The sequence below is a fragment of the Mesorhizobium sp. B2-4-13 genome (genome assembly GCF_006658535.1).
GTDB classification, from domain to species: domain Bacteria; phylum Pseudomonadota; class Alphaproteobacteria; order Rhizobiales; family Rhizobiaceae; genus Mesorhizobium; species Mesorhizobium australicum.
Window position 1 is genome coordinate 226277 of sequence record NZ_VFVB01000001.1, and the last position, 15981, is coordinate 242257.

Below are 15981 nucleotides of genomic sequence, written 5' to 3' on the forward strand. Positions count from 1 at the left end.
TCGCTGGCTGGCGGGAGCAATTCGAGGAAAGTATGAACGGTCTTCCTTCCGAAATTGCGTAAAAACAAAGAGATAGAGCAGTTCACCGTTTCCGTGAAACGGTGAACTGCGCTAGTTCCCCGCGCTGGCCATGCGCCGCCCCTTGATCGCCTTTTCCAGCCAGCCGATCTCCATCTCCGGGACCGATGACAAGAGAAGGTCGGTGTAGTCGTCGAAGGGGGGCGTCAGCACCTTGCTTTTCGAACCATAGCGCACCACCTCGCCGCGATACATCACAGCGATCGAATCGGCGATCGACTTCACCGTCGCCAGATCGTGGGTGATGAACAGATAGGCGACGTTCTCCTCCTTCTGCAGTTCAAGCAGAAGCTTCAGGATGCCGTGCGCCACCAAGGGGTCAAGCGCCGAGGTCACCTCGTCACAAATGATCAGCTTGGGTTTTGCCGCGAGCGAGCGGGCGATGCAAACACGCTGTTTCTGGCCGCCGGAAAGCTCGGCCGGGTAACGGTCGACAAAGCCCTTGCCCATTTCGATCTTGTCGAGCAGTTCGGCGACGCGGGCATCGCGCTGTTTGCCGCGCATGCCGAAATAGAATTCGAGCGGCCGGCCGATGATGGTGCCGACGGTCTGGCGCGGGTTCATCGCCACGTCGGCCATCTGATAGATCATCTGCAGCTGGCGCAAATCCTCCTTCGGCCGGTCGGCAAGCCGGTTGGCCAACGGGCGTCCGTCGAACGTGACGGTGCCCTGCTCGGGTGGCAAAAGTCCGGTTATGGCGCGCGCCAGCGTCGATTTTCCGGAGCCGGATTCGCCAACCACGGCCAATGTCTGGCCGGGGTAGATATCGACCGAGACGTTCTTCAGCACCTTGACCTGGCCGCCGCCATAGGCAGCGGTGACGTTCTTGACCGACAGGAACGGCGTGGTGCCGGGGTTCTGCTCGGCATGTTCGATCTCGTGCACCGAAACCAGGGCGTTGGTGTATTCCTGGCGCGGTTCCTTGATGATCTGGCGGGTGCCGCCCCATTCGACCAGCCGGCCGTGGCGCAGCACCATGATCTCGTCCGAGACTTGGGCAACGACGGCCAAATCGTGCGTGATATAGAGCGCCGCCACATGGGTGTCGCGGATGGCGTCCTTGATCGCCGCCAGCACGTCGATCTGCGTCGTCACGTCGAGTGCCGTCGTCGGTTCGTCGAAGACGATCAGGTCAGGCTCCGAGCACAGCGCCATAGCCGTCATGACGCGCTGCAGCTGGCCGCCTGACACCTGGTGCGGAAAGCGTTCGCCGATGGCTTCCGGGTTCGGCAGGCTGAGCTTCTTGAACAGCGCGATCGCGCGTTTCTCGGCCTCCGCCCGTGTCGCCGTCCCGTGCAGCAGCGTGGCTTCCACCACCTGGTCCATCAGCCTGTGCGCCGGGTTGAAAGCGGCCGCCGCCGACTGCGCGACATAGCAGACCTCGCGGCCACGCAGCTTGCGGAAACCTTCCTTGCCGCCCTTCAGGATGTCGCGGCCGTTGAGCAGCACCTCGCCACCGGTGATGCGCACGCCGCCACGGCCATAGCCCATGGACGACAGGCCGATGGTCGACTTGCCGGCTCCGGATTCGCCGATCAGGCCGAGCACCTTGCCCTTCTCCAGCGTCAGCGAGACGTCGTGCACGAGCACGATATTCTTCGGCGCCTCACCTGGCGGATAGACCGTCGCCTCGATGCGCAAATTGCGGATATCGAGCAGAGGGGTGGACTTTGCCTTCACGTCGGCCGTCATCCGCGTCCTCCCTTCAGGCTTGTCGTGCGGTTCAGCACCCAGTCGGCCACAAGATTGACCGAGATCGCCAGTGCTGCGATCGCGGCCGCGGGAATGAGCGCGGCGCCTATGCCGAACACGATGCCGTCCTTGTTCTCCTTCACCATGCCGCCCCAGTCGGCGTCCGGCGGCTGCACGCCGAGGCCGAGAAAGGACAACGTCGACAGGAACAGCACCGCATAGATGAAGCGCAGGCCGAGCTCGGAGATCAGCGGCGACAGCGCGTTGGGCAGGATTTCGCGGAAAATGATCCAGGCGCTGCCTTCGCCGCGCAGCTTGGCGGCCTCGACATAGTCCATGACGTTGATGTCGACGGCGACCGCGCGCGACAGGCGATAGACGCGCGTCGAGTCGAGAATGCCCATCACCAGGATCAGCGTCACCAGGTTGGTTGGCAGCACCGAGAGCACCACCAGGCCCATGATCAATGTCGGGATTGACATCAGGAGGTCGACGAGGCGCGACAGGATCGTATCGAACCAGCCGCCGAACACGGCCGCCGAAAAGCCAAGTATGGCACCGAGCGAGAACGACAGCGCGGTGGCCAGCACCGCGATAAACAAGGTGATGCGGGCGCCATAGATCATCCGGGACAGCAAATCGCGGCCGAGATTGTCGGTGCCCAGCCAATGCGCCGCCGATATCGGCTCCCAGACATCGCCGACAATTTCGGCGTTGTCATGCGGTGAGATCCAGGGCGCGAAGATCGCCGCCAGCACGAACAGTGCCGTCAGGACGATGCCGATCAGCGCGGGGATGGGGATGCGTTTGATATCGAGCATATCAGCCCCCCTATTTCGGATGGCGGAGACGCGGATTGGCGACGATCGCCGCTATGTCCGCGATGATGTTGAGACTGATGTAGACGGCGGCGAAGATCAGGCCGACGGCCTGTACCACCGGTACGTCACGCTTGGTGACGTGATCGACGAGATATTGTCCCATGCCGGGATAGACGAAAATCACCTCGACCACGACGACCCCGACGATGAGATAGGCGAGGTTGAGCATGACGACGTTGATGATCGGCGCGATGGCATTGGGGAAGGCGTGCTTGCGGATGACGTTGAACGCCGACAGGCCTTTCAGTTCCGCCGTCTCGACATAGGCCGACTGCATGACATTGAGGATCGCCGCTCGCGTCATGCGCATCATGTGGGCGAGCACCACCAGCGTCAGCGCCGTCGCCGGCAGCGCGATCGCCTGCATCCGCTCACCGAAGGGCATGCCTTCGTAGACAGTCGAGATGCCGGGAAAGATCTGCCACTTCACGGCGAAGAAATAGACCAGCACATAGCCGATGAAGAATTCGGGGAAGGAGGTCGAGGCCAGTGCCAGCCCGGAGATCAGCTTGTCGACCCAGCCATTGCGGTAGCGCACCGCGATCAGGCCCAGGATGATGGCCAGCGGTACGGCCACGATCGCCGCCCAGAAGGCGAGGAACAGTGTGTTCCACAGGCGCGACTTGATCGAGGTTGCGATATCCTGCCCGCTCGACATCGCCGTGCCGAGGTCGCCGGTCAAGACGCCGCCGAGCCAGTGGAAATACCTGACATAGGCGGGGTCGTTCAGCCCGAGCTGCTCGCGCAGATTGGCGAGCGATTCCGGCGTCGCGGATTGTCCCAGAATTGCTTGCGCGACATCGCCTGGCAGAATCTGCGTGCCGGCGAAGATCAGGACCGAGATGGCCAACAGAAGGAGGATGCCCAGCGCAATGCGCTGGGCAATGAGTTTCAGGATGGGTGAAGACATCTCTGCAAAGCCGGACTCAGGCCTGCAGCCAGCACTTCGCCAGGGCGTAGCCGTTCATCAGTTCCTGGTGCGGATCATCCACCCAGCCATCGACCTTGGCGCCGGTGGCGTCGATGAACTGGTTGAACATCGGCAGGATCAGGCCGCCATCGTCGCGGACCATGACAGCCATGTCATGGTACATCTGCTTGCGCTTGGCCTCGTCGAGTTCGGCGCGCGCCGCCAGCACCATCTTGTCGAAGTCCGGGCGCTTGAAACGCGTGTCGTTCCAGTCTGCCGTCGACAGGTAGGCGGTCGAGTACATCTGGTCCTGCGTCGAGCGGCCGCCCCAATAGGAGGCGCAGAAGGGCTGCTTGTTCCAGACCTCGTTCCAGTAGCCGTCGCCGGGCTCTCGCTTGAGCTCGATCTTGATGCCGGCCTTGGCCGCGCTCTGCTGGAACAGCTGGGACGCATCCACGGCGCCGGGGAAAGCCACGTCCGAGGTCCTGAGCAGCACGGTGCCGTCATGGCCTGATTTCTTGTAGTGGAACTTGGCCTTGTCGGGATCGTACTTGCGCTGCTCGATCTCGCTGAACAGCGGATAGGACGCGTTGATCGGGAAGTCGTTGCCGAGCGAGCCGTAGCCGCGCAGCACCTTGGTCAGCATCTCCTCGCGGTCGATCGCCAGCTTCAGCGCCATCCTGAGGTCGTTGTTGTCGAACGGCGCCGTGTTGCAATGCATGATGAACACGTAGTGGCCGGGACCGGCGTGGTTGCGGATGGTCACGCCCGGCACGCGCTTGATCAGGTCGACGATCTTCGGCTCGACGCGGTTGATCATGTTGACCTGGCCGCCCTGCAGCGCTGCCGTGCGGGCGGTCGCGTCATTGATGACGATGACCTCGATCTGGTCGGCATGGCCCATCTTGTCGCCCTGCCAGTAATTGGCGAAGCGCTCGCCGCCATGGCGCACGCCAGGCTCGTTGGTCTTGACCATGTATGGCCCTGCCGAGATGCCGGCATCTGGCTTGTCCTTGCCGCCATTGGGCTGAACGATCAGGTGATAGTCGCTGAGCAAATAGGGAAGGTCGGCATTGGCCTCCTTCAGCGTCAGCACCACTTCCTTGCCGCTGGCCTTGATGGTGTCGATGCCCTTCATGTAGCCGAGCGCGCCGGATTTCGACTTCTCGTCCGAATGGCGCTCCAGCGTGGCGGCCACGTCCTCCGCGGTCACGGTCTTGCCGTTGTGGAATTCGACGCCGTCGCGGATCTTCAGCGTCCAGGTCTTGGCGTCCTTGGACGAGCCGATGTCTTCAGCGATGCGGTTCTCGAGCTTGCCTTCCGGCGACAGCTCGACGATCATTTCGCCCCAGCACTTGCCGAAGGCGAACGGCACCTGCGTCATCATCAGCGCCGGGTCGAGGCTGTTGGTGGATTCACCGCCGACCAGGCCGGCCTTCAGCGTACCGCCCTTGACCGGACCCGCTGCGCGCGCCGCGCTCGAAAGCAGCGCGTTGGCGAAGGGTGCGGCGATGCCGAGCGCTGCCGCCCGGCCGAGAAAATCACGACGGCTCAGTTTGCCAGACGCAACGCGCCGGCTAAGGAATTCTAGTTCATTTGACATTTGAGTTCCTCACTCTGTTGGTTCGACTCTGCGGTCGATTTTCTTGCTTCTTGTTAAAGGGAATAATGACCGCAAGGGAAAGCGGTAAGCAAGACCGAATGCGACATGCCGTGGCGTAAATCGCACGTCGCATTTGGATCAATGATTTCAACGCTCAAACAAGCGCACGCGGGACCTTTTCGTCGAAATCGCGCTCGAAGACGAGTTTTTCGCCCTCATAGGCTTCGATTCGGGCGCTGACGATGAAGTTTTGCGTGTCCGACCGCATCTGCGCCCATGTCTCGGTACGGACCGACCATCCATTTCGCGACAGGGTCTGCGTCCAGTGTGTTTTTCCCGAGGCTGACAGGGGATCGTCAGGTTGGATGGTCCAGGTTTCGCGGGCGATGCTGCCGTTGACCAGTCCGTGGTCGAGATCGCGCACTTCGCCGAAGTCGTCCGTTATCGACAGCGTGACAATCCCGGTCTTTTCGTCGCGGTCGACATGGCGTTCGGAATTGGCGGGCCGAACCGTCTCGGTCGCCCACGGCGTAGCACCTTCCGGCTCGGCGAAAACGGCTTCGTCGCCTGTTGCCAGCAGGCGCAACGGCACCGATAGCGTGGCCGCCGACACGGTCAGTCGTACCGGCTCGGGCGAGGGCCAGATAGCGGGCCAGTAGGCGGTCGAAACGGCGACGCGCAGACGATGGCCGGCCGGCACACGGTAGGCGCATTGATCGAGCACGACACGGACCGAAACCGTCTCCCCGGGGACCAGCGCCTCGGGGAATTCATGCGAGCTGCGGTGCGTCAGATTGAGCACGCCATAGGAGATCAGTTCCGAGGCGCCGTCGGGATGCACGTCGCAGAGCCGGACAGCGATGTTGGCCTGGGGCCGATCCGAGGCAAGCTGGACCTCAAGCTCCGGCGCGCCGACGATCTCGATCGGTTTGGTGAGCTCAGGCTGGTCGAAACAGGCCGACAGCCCATCATCAGGACGCTGATCGCCCGGCAGTTCCGGTCCGAAGGTGAACGGAAAGTATTCGCCGCCGGCAAGCCCACAGGTTTGCGGCGAAGCGACGGTTGAAGGCCCTGCACCCGGAGCCATGAGCTCGAGCGCTTCAATCGTTATGTTGGACGATGGCCACTCCTGCTCGGCTATCCAGCGGCCGGGCCGCTCCGGATGCCAGCGCGCGGGACGCACGCTGTCCATCACATAGGCGCGGTAGTCGGGATCGGCCTCGACGCCGGTCTCGGCGCCCTTCAGCCAGCGGTCCCACCAGCGCAGCGCTTCCTGGAGGAAGCCGATGGCTGGCTTGGGGCCGGCATAGTGCGGGTATTTGTGGATCCACGGTCCGACGATGCCCTTGACCGGTGCCTCGATGTTGGTGACGAGGTGCGAGATCGTGTTGCGGTAGCCGTCGTGCCAGCCGCCGATCGACAGCACAGCCGCCTTCACGGCCGAAAAATCCTCGCAAATCGAACCGCGCTTCCAATAGGCGTCGCGATGCTGGTGGCTGAGCCACAGCGGCGCCATGAAGGCCAGGTTCTCCAGCCGGGTCATCCAGAGGTCGCGCCATCTGTTGTCGCCGGCAATCAGCGGATCCGGCGGCCGCGACGAATAGGACAGCATGGTCGAGGCCCAGCCGAAATTTTCGTTCAAAAGGCAGCCGCCCTTGTAGTGGATGTCGTCGGCATAGCGGTCGACGGTCGAGCACAGGCTGATCACCGCCTTGAGCGCCGGCGGCTGTTTGGCCGCCACCTGCAGGCAGTTGAAGCCGCCCCAGGAAATACCCATCATGCCGACATTGCCGTTGCACCAGAGCTGTGCCGCCGCCCAGGCGATGACATCGCAGGCGTCCTGCAGTTCCTGCTCGGAATATTCGTCATCCATCAGCCCTTCGGAATCGCCATTGCCGCGCATGTCTACGCGGATCGAGGCATAGCCGTGGCCGGCGAAATAGGGATGGGTAAGCTGATCGCGAAAGATCGTGCCGTCGCGCTTGCGGTAGGGCAGGTGTTCGAGGATGGCAGGCACCGGATCGTCGCCCGCGTCCTCCGGCATCCACACCCGAGCCGACAGCCGGCAGCCATCGGGCATGACGATGCCCATATCGGGAAATTCGACAACCTTGCGGGGAAATTCGGTGATGATTTTCATGGCAGGCATAACGCTCCGCGGCATGAGAACTTTCAATCGCCATTCGCGACTGGAGCAGCGAAATATGCGACCTGTGCCGCTACCGCAACTCGTCGAGCAGTTCGGGATGTGTCTCCAGCAATGCCATCAATTGAATGGTCGGGCCACTCGGTTCGATCAAGCCTCTTTCATACTTGTCGAAGGCGTTCTCGCCGACCTTGAACAAGGATCCGGCCTCGCGCTGCGACAGCTTGAGCTTCCTGCGCATGCGGCGGATGGTTGACGGGGCCGGCACGCCGTCGATCTTCTCCTTGAGCGCGCGCAGCGCGGCATCAACGGCGGCCATATCGTCGCCGACATGCACACCCTCGCCATCCGATGGCGGATAGTAGCCGGGCAGGTCGACGATCATGCTCTCGCCCTTATAGGTCACGGTGAATGGACGGACTCCGCGCATCAACGTTTCTCCGGTTTCGGGGGAGACCATCCTATTCGTTTCACTGCTCTCCCTTGTCGCCATGGTCATGTCTCCTTGAATGACATGATCGTGAATTCGGTCACGACATCCGCCTGGAATTTCACATAGAGAAGCATGTCACGCGCTGGCACGTGATAGACATCCTGCCACACTCGATGATCCGCGAAAGTCGTCATCGACTTCACAAACATCTTCCGCCTCATGCTGTCGATCACCTCGATCAAACCGGCGCGATCGAAGCCCAGCCCAACAGCATCCCGCAGTGCGGACGTTGTGATCGCCAGCGTGTCGACAGACCCAAATGTCGTCTTGATTGCATCAAGATCGTAAGTGGGTCAGCGTTTATCCATAATCCAGTATGCCCCCATAAAGGGGGTAACACAAGCGGCGATTGTTGAGACGGAAGCTCAGTTCAGCGGAATGTAGTTCTCAGCCTTGCTCGCCTGGTAGTCGCCCGACAATTCGTCGTAGCGCGCCGAGATTTTCCCGATCCGCTCCTCCAGCCGCTGGCGTTCGGCCCCGGCCAGCGCCCGCACCAACCTGCGGATCGAAAAACTTTTCCAATAGGCGTTCTCGGCATTGTAGCCGCCGGGGTCGAGGGTGAAGACTTCTTTCAGAATTTTGAGATCATGCGGGATGGCAAAACTGTCACGCGAATCCTTGTGGCTGAACAAATAGTAGAAGTTGTCAAAGCCGGCCCAGGTGATCGCCGACAGGCAGAGCGAGCAGGGCTCGTGTGTGGCGAGAAAGATGGCGTCCTTGGTGTCGACGCGCTCGGCCCTGGGCATCTCGTAAAAGCGCTTCAGGCAATGCACCTCGCCATGCCAGAGCGGGTTTTCCATCTCGTTGTTGGTCTCGGCCAGTACCAGCGAATGGTTGTCCTTGCGCAGGATCGCCGCGCCGAACAGCTTGTTGCCGTGGGCGACGCCTTCTGCCGTCTTCGGCACGATGTCGTGCTCGATGACGTCGAGCAGGCGGTCGATCAGCGAGATGTCGGTCATCACAAGCTCTCGTCGGGGAGGTGGATTTCGTAGGCGTGCGAGAAATGGAATTCCTCGAGGTTGGAGCCGTCGCCGCCACGGTCGACGATCAAAAAGTCCTGAGGCTCTCCGAGCGGCGTCAGCACGCCGTGCCAGAGATTGCGGAAATAGTTGATGCCTTGCCCCGGTGCGGTGACGAAGGCATGCGGCTCGCCAGGCCCGTCCTTGCCGTCAGGGCAGACGACGACCAGGAACGGACGCGGCGACAGCGGTATGAAAGCCTGGCTGCCCAAGGGGTGGCGCTCCACCATGGTCAGCTTCAGCGGCATGTCATAGGGCGTGCCGCGCACCATCGAGATCAGCACGCGCGCATTCGGCCCCGTGGCTTGCGCGGTGGCGAGGTCATGGTAGCGCTCTGCCTTGCCGCCATTGATCGGATAGTGGTTGTCGCCGCCCATGTCGATGACATCGCCGAATTCGGCGAAGGCCCCACGGGTCAGCGGCCGCGCGACAATGCGGCTCATGACGTCCGCTTCGCGATGCCGGCCCCGCCGAGCTTGGCGTGCCGATTGACGTCCTTGTAGAGCAGATAGCGGAATTTGCCGGGGCCGCCGGCATAGCAGGCCTGCGGGCAGAAGGCGCGCAGCCACATATAGTCGCCGGCCTCGACCTCGACCCAGTCCTGGTTGAGCCGATAGACAGCCTTGCCTTCGAGCACATAGAGCCCGTGTTCCATGACATGCGTCTCGGCGAACGGAATGACCGCGCCCGGCTCGAGCGTGACGATGGTCATGTGCATGTCATGGCGCAGATCGGCGGGATCGACGAACCGCGTCGTTGCCCAGCGGCCCTCGGTGCCGGGCATCGGCGTCGGCGCGATCTCCTGTTCGTTGGTGAAGAAGGCTTGCGGAATCTCGAGGCCATCGACGACCTCATAAGCCTTGCGTATCCAGTGGAAGCGGACAGCCGCCTTGCCTTCGTTGCGGACTGTCCAGCCGCTGGCCGGCGGCAGGAAGGCAAAACCGCCGGGGCGCAACACATGTTTCATGCCGTCGAGCAGAACCGTCAGTTCGCCCTCGACCACGAACAGGGCGCCTTCGGCGCTGGCATCGGGCTCCGGCCGCTCGCTGCCGCCGCCTGGCGCGACCTCGACGATGTATTGCGAAAACGTCTCGGCGAAGCCGGACAGCGGCCGCGACAGGATCCAGACACGGGTCTTGTCCCAGAACGGCAGGGCGCTGGTGACGATGTCCTGCATCACGCCCTTGGGGATGACTGCATAGGCCTCGGTAAAGACGGCGCGGCCGGTCAGAAGTTCGCTCTGGCCGGAATGGCCGCCCTTTGGGGCATAATAGGTTCGCTCGGGCATCCTGATCGTATCCATGGGTTCAAACCTATTGTGGAAGCATGTCCTTGAGGCGCAGCAGCGCGATGCGCTCGACCTGTTTGCAGGCGGTTTCGAATTCGACGCCACGGCCGTTGCCGATGCGGGCTTCGAATTCGGCGAGGATTTCCTCCTTTGTCTTGCCTTTCACCGCGATGATGAAGGGAAAGCCGAAGGTGGTGACGTAGGCGGCGTTGAGCTTGGAGAACAGTTCGCGTTCCTTGTCTGTCAGCGCGTCGAGACCGGCGGAAGCCTGTTCCCTGGTCGATTCCGCCGTCAGTCGCCTGGCCTTGGCCAGCTTGCCGGCGAGGTCGGGATGGGCGTTGAGCACGCCGAGCCGTTCGGTCTCACTGGCGGAACGGAAGATGCGGCAAAGCGCATTGTGGAGGCCGCCCGCCGTGTCGTGCGCCGGGCCGAGCTCCAGCTCGTAGGCCCGCTCGGCGATCCAGGGCGAATGTTCGAAAACGCCGCCGAAGCTGTGAACGAACGTCTCGAATTCCATCTTCGAGGGGCGTAGCGCGGCCGGCTGATAGGGGTGGTTTTCCTGCCAGTGCTTGGCGATGTCGATACGCCGCGCCAGCCAGACCTTGTCGTGCGATTTGACATAATCGACGAAGCGCTTCAGCGCCGCCACCCGGCCTGGCCGTCCGACCAGACGGCAATGCAGGCCGATGTTCATCATGCGCGGCCGGCCGGCCTTGCCCTCGGCATAGAGCGTATCGAAACTGTCCTTCAAGTAGGCAAAGAACTGGTCGCCCGAGTTGAAGCCTTGCGGTGTGGCAAAGCGCATGTCGTTGGCGTCGAGCGTATAGGGAATGATGAGCTGCGTGCCGTCCTCATGCTCGAACCAGTAGGGCAGTTCGTCGTCATAGGTATCCGAGACGTAGTCGAAGCCGCCTTCCTCTGCCACCAGCCGCACCGTGTTGATCGATGTGCGGCCCGTATACCAGCCGGTCGGGCGCTGGCCGGTCACCTCGTAGTGCAGCTTGATCGCCGCTTCGAGGTCGCGGCGCTCGTCCTCGGCGTCGTGGTCGCGGTAGTCGATCCATCTCAACCCGTGCGAGGCGATTTCCCAGCCGGCTTCCTGCATCGCCGTGACCTGGTCGGGCGAGCGCGCGAGCGCCGTGGCGACGCCATAGCAGGTGACAGGCACTTGCTCTTCGCTGAACAGGCGCAGCAGCCGCCAGAAGCCGGCCCGCGCCCCATACTCGTAGATCGATTCCATGTTCCAGTGGCGCTGGCCCACCCAGGGCGCCGCGCCGACGATCTCGGACAGGAAGGCTTCAGAAGCTTTGTCGCCGTGGAGCACGCAGTTCTCGCCGCCCTCTTCGTAGTTGACGACGAACTGCACGGCGACATGCGCGCCGCCAGGCCATTTCGGATCCGGCGGATTGGCTCCGTAGCCACGCATGTCCCTGCTGTAACGCATCGTCCCTCCGCGCCCGGCATCACCGGAAGTATGATCAGGATATCGAAAGGGTGCTTCTCGCATTCCCCTCAAAATTTTTGAAAGTGTTTTTGTCGCACTCCGCTCGACCGGGACTTATGCATCGCCTTTAATTGGCGCACAATTCATCAGTAGTGCTCGATTGTACCGGCCAATTTGTTCGTATTGGAAAATGGGAGGCGGCCAATGGCAGAGACATCGAAAGCCGATGGCGGGCGTCTGACGACCCATGTCCTGGATACCGCGACCGGCAGGCCGGCGGCTGGATTGTCCATCGCGCTGTACCGTCTCGAGGGTTTGGCCCGCACGCTTCTGAAGACGGTCGTCACCAATGCCGACGGCCGCTGCGATGCGCCGCTGCTGGCCGGTGCCGACTTCCGCATCGGCGAATACGAACTGGTGTTCGCGGCCGGCGACTATCTGCGCGGCCAAGGAACGAAGCTGCCCGAGCCTGCCTTCCTCGATAGCGTGCCAATCCGCTTCGGCATGGCGCAGGCGCTGCACTATCATGTACCATTGCTGATCTCGCCATACGGCTATTCCACCTACAGGGGGAGCTGAGGCATGGCCAAGGGCAATATCCGCAACGAAATCCGCTTCATTCTGAATGGCAGGGATGTCGCGCTGTCATCCGTGGCGCCTGACGCGACCCTGCTCGACTGGCTGCGGCTCGACCGTTCGCTGCGCGGCACCAAGGAAGGCTGCGCCGAGGGCGATTGCGGCGCCTGCACGGTGCTGATCGGCAGACTTTCGGCCACCGGACTGGTCTATGAAAGCGTCAATGCCTGCATTCGCTTTCTCGGCTCGCTCGACGGCACCCATGTCGTGACGGTCGAGCACCTGCGCGGCGAAGCTGGCCAGTTGCATCCGGTCCAGCAGGCTATGGTCGATTTCCATGGCTCGCAATGCGGCTTCTGCACGCCGGGTTTCGTCATGTCCCTCTACGGCTTGTGGATGAAGTCACCGGAGCCTTCGGACGCCGCCATCGAAAAAGCCTTGCAAGGCAATCTCTGCCGCTGCACCGGCTATGAGGCGATCATGCGCGCCGCGCACGCCATATCGAGCTACGGCAAGGTGGCGAAGGACGTGCTGGCGGTGGAGCGCCGGGACGTCACCACACGGCTGCAGGCGTTGCAGGATGGCGCCAGGGTCGAGATCGGCGCCGGCGGGACGCGGCTGGTAGTGCCGGCCGATGCCGACGATTTCGCGGCTGTCTTCGAAAAAGAGCCGACCGCCACCGTCGTAGCCGGTTCGACCGACGTTGGCCTGTGGGTGACCAAGCAGATGCGCGACATCTCGCCGGCGATCTTCATCGGCAATCTGCCGGGGCTTTGCACCATCACGGAAGACAATGGTGTCATATCGATTGGCGCCGGCGTCACCTACACCGAAGCCTTTTCGACACTGTCGAAACGCATCCCGGCATTGGGGCCGTTGTTCGACCGCATCGGCGGGGAACAGGTCCGCAACATGGGCACGATCGGCGGCAACGTCGCCAACGGCTCGCCGATCGGCGACACGCCGCCACCGTTGATCGCACTCGGTGCGCGGCTGACATTGCGTAGGGGCAAGACACGGCGCACGATCCCATTGCAGGATTTCTTCATCGCCTATGGCAAGCAGGACCGCCAGCCAGGCGAGTTCGTCGAGGCCGTGCATGTGCCGGTGCCGGCAAAGGGGACAAAGTTCGCCGTCTACAAGGTCACCAAACGCCGCGACGAGGACATCACCGCGACCCTTGGCGCCTTTTATCTGGCCTTGGCCAAGGACGGCACGGTAGCCGATATCCGCATCGCCTATGGCGGCATGGCGGCAACGCCGAAGCGGGCGTCCTCTGTCGAAAAGGCGCTGCTCGGCAAGGCCTGGACCGAAGTGACGGTGGAAGCGGCTATGGCCTGCTATGCCAGCGATTTCACCCCGCTGACCGATATGCGCGCAACCGCCGAATACCGAGCTTTGGCGGCGAAGAACCTTCTGTTGCGCTTTTACGTGGAAACCACCGGCACCAAGGCGCCGTTCCAGGTATCACGCAGCGAGGCGGCCTGATGAACAAGCACGCATCATCAAACCTCAAGGCCGAGAAGATCGTCGGCGGCGTCGCCACCGACCAGCGGCACGATTCCGCCCACAAGCATGTCAGCGGCGGCGCGGTCTATATCGACGACATGCCGGAGCCGGCCGGCACGCTGCATGTCGGTCTTGGCCTGTCCAAGGTGGCGCATGGCGTCCTGAAGAGCGTCGATCTCTCGGCGGTGCGCGCGGCCCCTGGCGTCGTCGACGTGCTGACCTATGCCGACGTGCCGGGCGAAAACGATGTCTCGCCCAGCAACATGCATGACGATCCGGTGCTGGCGGAAGGCAAGGTGCAGTTCTTCGGCCAGCCGATCTTCGCGGTCATTGCCGAGACCCGCGAGGCGGCGCGTCGCGCCGTGCGCCTGGCTGGGATCGAGTATGACGAGCTTCCCGCCGTCGTCGACATATGGGACCTCGATCCGACCAAGGACAAGCAGGTCACCACGCCGCTGATCCTGAAGCGTGGCGACGCGGCCGCCGCAATCCAGGCCGCTCCCCGCCGCGTCAAGAACCGCATGTGGCTTGGCGGCCAGGACCATTTCTATCTCGAAGGCCAGGTGTCGCTCGCCATCCCCGGCGAGGACGACGAGGTGACCGTCTACTGTTCGACGCAAGGGCCGAGCGAGACGCAGCATCTGGTCGCCCACACGCTCGGCGTGCCGAGCAACGCGGTGACGGTGGAGGTGCGCCGCATGGGCGGCGGCTTCGGCGGCAAGGAAACGCAGGCCAACCAGTGCGCCGCGATCGCCGCCATCGCCGCCAAGAAGCTGAAGCGGGCGGTCAAGGTCCGGCTCGACCGCGACGAGGACATGACCGCCACCGGCAAGCGGCACGATTTCGCCATCGACTACGAGGTCGGCTTCGACGACGAGGGCAACATCCTCGGCGTCGATTTCACCTATGCCTTGCGCTGCGGCTTTTCCGCCGACCTGTCCGGCCCGGTCGGCGACCGCGCGCTGTTCCACTGCGACAACGCGTATTTCTATCCCGCGGTGTTGGCCAAGTCGGCGCCGCTCTACACCAACACCGTCTCCAACACCGCCTTCCGCGGCTTCGGCGGCCCGCAAGGCATGATCGGCGCCGAGCGGGTCATCGACGAGGTCGCCTTCGCGGTCGGCAAGGATTCGCTCGAAATCCGCAAGCTGAATTTCTATGACTCGATGGAGGCGATCGGCGCGCGCTGCGTCACGCCCTATCACCAGAAGGTCGAGGACTGCATCATCCAGCGCATCGTGGCGGAACTGGAAGAGAGCGCCAGCTATGCGCGCCGCCGCCGCGAGATTTCCGCGTTCAACGCCAACAGCCGCTTCGTCAAGCGCGGCCTGGCGCTGACGCCGGTCAAGTTTGGCATCTCCTTCACCAAGACCGAGTCCAACCAGGCCGGGGCGCTGGTCCATGTCTATGCCGATGGTTCGGTGCACATGAACCATGGCGGCACCGAAATGGGGCAGGGCCTGCACCTCAAGGTGGCGCAGGTCGTGGCCGAGGAGTTCCAGATCGACCTCGACCGCGTGAAGATCACCGCCACCACAACCGCCAAGGTGCCCAACACCGCGCCGACGGCGGCGTCCTCGGGCGCCGACCTCAACGGCATGGCGGCGCAGAACGCGGCGCGCCAGATCCGCCAGCGGCTGACCGACTTCGCCGCCGAGAGATATCAGATACCTGTCGACCAGGTGGTGTTCCTGCCCAACCGGGTGCGCGTCGGCAACCAGGAAGTCAGCTTCAACGATTTGGTCAAGCAGGCCTACATCGCGCGTGTGCAGCTCTCGGCCGCCGGCTTCTACAAAACGCCGAAGATTCACTGGGACCGCGGCAAGGGCCAGGGCCATGCCTTCTACTACTATGCCTATGGCGCGGCCTGCGCCGAAGTGTCGGTCGACACGCTGACCGGCGAGTATGTCGTCGAGCGCGCCGATATCCTGCACGACTGTGGCCGTTCGCTGAATCGGGTCATCGACCTCGGCCAGGTCGAGGGCGGCTTCATCCAGGGCATGGGTTGGCTGACCACCGAGGAACTGTGGTGGGACGACAAGGGCCGGCTGCGCACCCATGCGCCCTCGACTTACAAGATCCCGCTGGCCTCGGACCGGCCGAAGATCTTCAACGTCGCGCTGACCGACTGGTCGCAGGCCTATGAGCCGACCATCCATCGCTCCAAGGCGGTCGGCGAGCCACCGCTGCCGCATGGCATGGCAGTGCTGCACGCGCTGTCGGATGCCGTGGCCAGCGTCGCCGACCACAAGATCTGCCCGCGTCTCGACGCGCCGGCGACCCCCGAACGCGTGCTGATGGCGATCGAGCGGTTGAAGAAAGAGGTCAAGGCTGGCGCCTGA

Annotated in this window: 13 protein-coding genes and 1 pseudogene; 3 read left to right on the plus strand and 11 right to left on the minus strand. The window is 63.0% G+C overall.

What is annotated here, in order from left to right:
- Positions 1–111: 111 nt before the first annotated feature.
- From FJ936_RS01175 to puuE, 11 genes and pseudogenes are all read right to left on the minus strand, one after another.
- Positions 112–1770 carry an ABC transporter ATP-binding protein gene (locus FJ936_RS01175; protein WP_140615074.1) on the minus strand — a complete coding sequence of 553 codons (1659 nt, stop codon included), beginning with the start codon at positions 1768–1770 and terminating at the stop codon, positions 112–114.
- Positions 1767–2591 carry an ABC transporter permease gene (locus FJ936_RS01180; RefSeq protein ID WP_015314327.1) on the minus strand — a complete coding sequence of 275 codons (825 nt, stop codon included), beginning with the start codon at positions 2589–2591 and terminating at the stop codon, positions 1767–1769. The genes FJ936_RS01175 and FJ936_RS01180 overlap by 4 nt, the downstream gene beginning before the upstream one ends.
- A 10-nt stretch (positions 2592–2601) precedes the next feature.
- Complete coding sequence (locus tag FJ936_RS01185; protein ID WP_015314326.1) at positions 2602–3561, minus strand: ABC transporter permease; 960 nt, start codon at positions 3559–3561, stop codon at positions 2602–2604.
- 16 nt (positions 3562–3577) lie between these two features.
- Positions 3578–5164 carry an ABC transporter substrate-binding protein gene (locus tag FJ936_RS01190; RefSeq protein ID WP_141906030.1) on the minus strand — a complete coding sequence of 529 codons (1587 nt, stop codon included), beginning with the start codon at positions 5162–5164 and terminating at the stop codon, positions 3578–3580.
- Positions 5165–5318: 154 nt separating this feature from the next.
- The gene (locus FJ936_RS01195; RefSeq protein ID WP_140788576.1) at positions 5319–7304 is read right to left on the minus strand and encodes a CocE/NonD family hydrolase; all 1986 of its coding nucleotides are present in this window, start codon (positions 7302–7304) and stop codon (positions 5319–5321) included.
- A gap of 79 nt (positions 7305–7383) precedes the next feature.
- Positions 7384–7740 carry a type II toxin-antitoxin system MqsA family antitoxin gene (locus FJ936_RS01200; RefSeq protein ID WP_246680390.1) on the minus strand — a complete coding sequence of 119 codons (357 nt, stop codon included), beginning with the start codon at positions 7738–7740 and terminating at the stop codon, positions 7384–7386.
- A 65-nt stretch (positions 7741–7805) separates the two neighbouring features.
- A pseudogene (locus FJ936_RS01205) lies at positions 7806–8084 on the minus strand (type II toxin-antitoxin system MqsR family toxin); the annotation flags it as partial.
- Positions 8085–8168: 84 nt separating this feature from the next.
- Positions 8169–8762, minus strand: coding sequence for a nucleoside deaminase (locus FJ936_RS01210; RefSeq protein WP_141906031.1), 594 nt, complete (start codon positions 8760–8762; stop codon positions 8169–8171).
- Positions 8762–9265, minus strand: coding sequence for an ureidoglycolate lyase (locus tag FJ936_RS01215; protein ID WP_015314321.1), 504 nt, complete (start codon positions 9263–9265; stop codon positions 8762–8764). Before FJ936_RS01215 ends, FJ936_RS01210 begins: the two co-directional genes overlap by 1 nt.
- Complete coding sequence (locus FJ936_RS01220) at positions 9262–10125, minus strand: bifunctional allantoicase/(S)-ureidoglycine aminohydrolase (RefSeq protein ID WP_140714382.1); 864 nt, start codon at positions 10123–10125, stop codon at positions 9262–9264. Before FJ936_RS01220 ends, FJ936_RS01215 begins: the two co-directional genes overlap by 4 nt.
- Positions 10126–10135: 10 nt before the next feature.
- The gene (gene puuE, locus FJ936_RS01225; protein WP_140615062.1) at positions 10136–11554 is read right to left on the minus strand and encodes an allantoinase PuuE; all 1419 of its coding nucleotides are present in this window, start codon (positions 11552–11554) and stop codon (positions 10136–10138) included.
- Positions 11555–11758: 204 nt separating this feature from the next.
- On the opposite strand from puuE, the gene uraH reads away from it, so the two are divergent.
- The 3 genes from uraH to xdhB are packed head-to-tail and all read left to right on the plus strand — an operon-like array spanning position 11759 to position 15981.
- Complete coding sequence (uraH, locus tag FJ936_RS01230; RefSeq protein ID WP_015314318.1) at positions 11759–12133, plus strand: hydroxyisourate hydrolase; 375 nt, start codon at positions 11759–11761, stop codon at positions 12131–12133.
- A gap of 3 nt (positions 12134–12136) precedes the next feature.
- Positions 12137–13618 (plus strand): xanthine dehydrogenase small subunit, encoded by a 1482-nt coding sequence (gene xdhA / locus FJ936_RS01235; RefSeq protein WP_140788582.1) that lies wholly within the window; start codon positions 12137–12139, stop codon positions 13616–13618.
- Positions 13618–15981: a xanthine dehydrogenase molybdopterin binding subunit gene (gene xdhB, locus FJ936_RS01240; RefSeq protein ID WP_141906032.1), complete on the plus strand. Its 2364-nt coding sequence runs from the start codon at positions 13618–13620 to the stop codon at positions 15979–15981. The genes xdhA and xdhB overlap by 1 nt, the downstream gene beginning before the upstream one ends.

Coding starts and splice junctions, on each gene's coding strand:
- FJ936_RS01175 (WP_140615074.1), bottom strand. CDS start 1,770: ATGACGGCCGACGTGAAGGCAAAGTCCACCCCTCTGCTCGATATCCGC.
- uraH (WP_015314318.1), top strand. CDS start 11,759: ATGGCAGAGACATCGAAAGCCGATGGCGGGCGTCTGACGACCCATGTC.
- xdhB (WP_141906032.1), top strand. CDS start 13,618: ATGAACAAGCACGCATCATCAAACCTCAAGGCCGAGAAGATCGTCGGC.
- xdhA (WP_140788582.1), top strand. CDS start 12,137: ATGGCCAAGGGCAATATCCGCAACGAAATCCGCTTCATTCTGAATGGC.
- FJ936_RS01215 (WP_015314321.1), bottom strand. CDS start 9,265: ATGAGCCGCATTGTCGCGCGGCCGCTGACCCGTGGGGCCTTCGCCGAA.
- FJ936_RS01200 (WP_246680390.1), bottom strand. CDS start 7,740: ATGCGCGGAGTCCGTCCATTCACCGTGACCTATAAGGGCGAGAGCATG.
- FJ936_RS01210 (WP_141906031.1), bottom strand. CDS start 8,762: ATGACCGACATCTCGCTGATCGACCGCCTGCTCGACGTCATCGAGCAC.
- FJ936_RS01180 (WP_015314327.1), bottom strand. CDS start 2,591: ATGCTCGATATCAAACGCATCCCCATCCCCGCGCTGATCGGCATCGTC.
- FJ936_RS01185 (WP_015314326.1), bottom strand. CDS start 3,561: ATGTCTTCACCCATCCTGAAACTCATTGCCCAGCGCATTGCGCTGGGC.
- FJ936_RS01190 (WP_141906030.1), bottom strand. CDS start 5,164: ATGTCAAATGAACTAGAATTCCTTAGCCGGCGCGTTGCGTCTGGCAAA.
- FJ936_RS01220 (WP_140714382.1), bottom strand. CDS start 10,125: ATGGATACGATCAGGATGCCCGAGCGAACCTATTATGCCCCAAAGGGC.
- FJ936_RS01195 (WP_140788576.1), bottom strand. CDS start 7,304: ATGAAAATCATCACCGAATTTCCCCGCAAGGTTGTCGAATTTCCCGAT.
- puuE (WP_140615062.1), bottom strand. CDS start 11,554: ATGCGTTACAGCAGGGACATGCGTGGCTACGGAGCCAATCCGCCGGAT.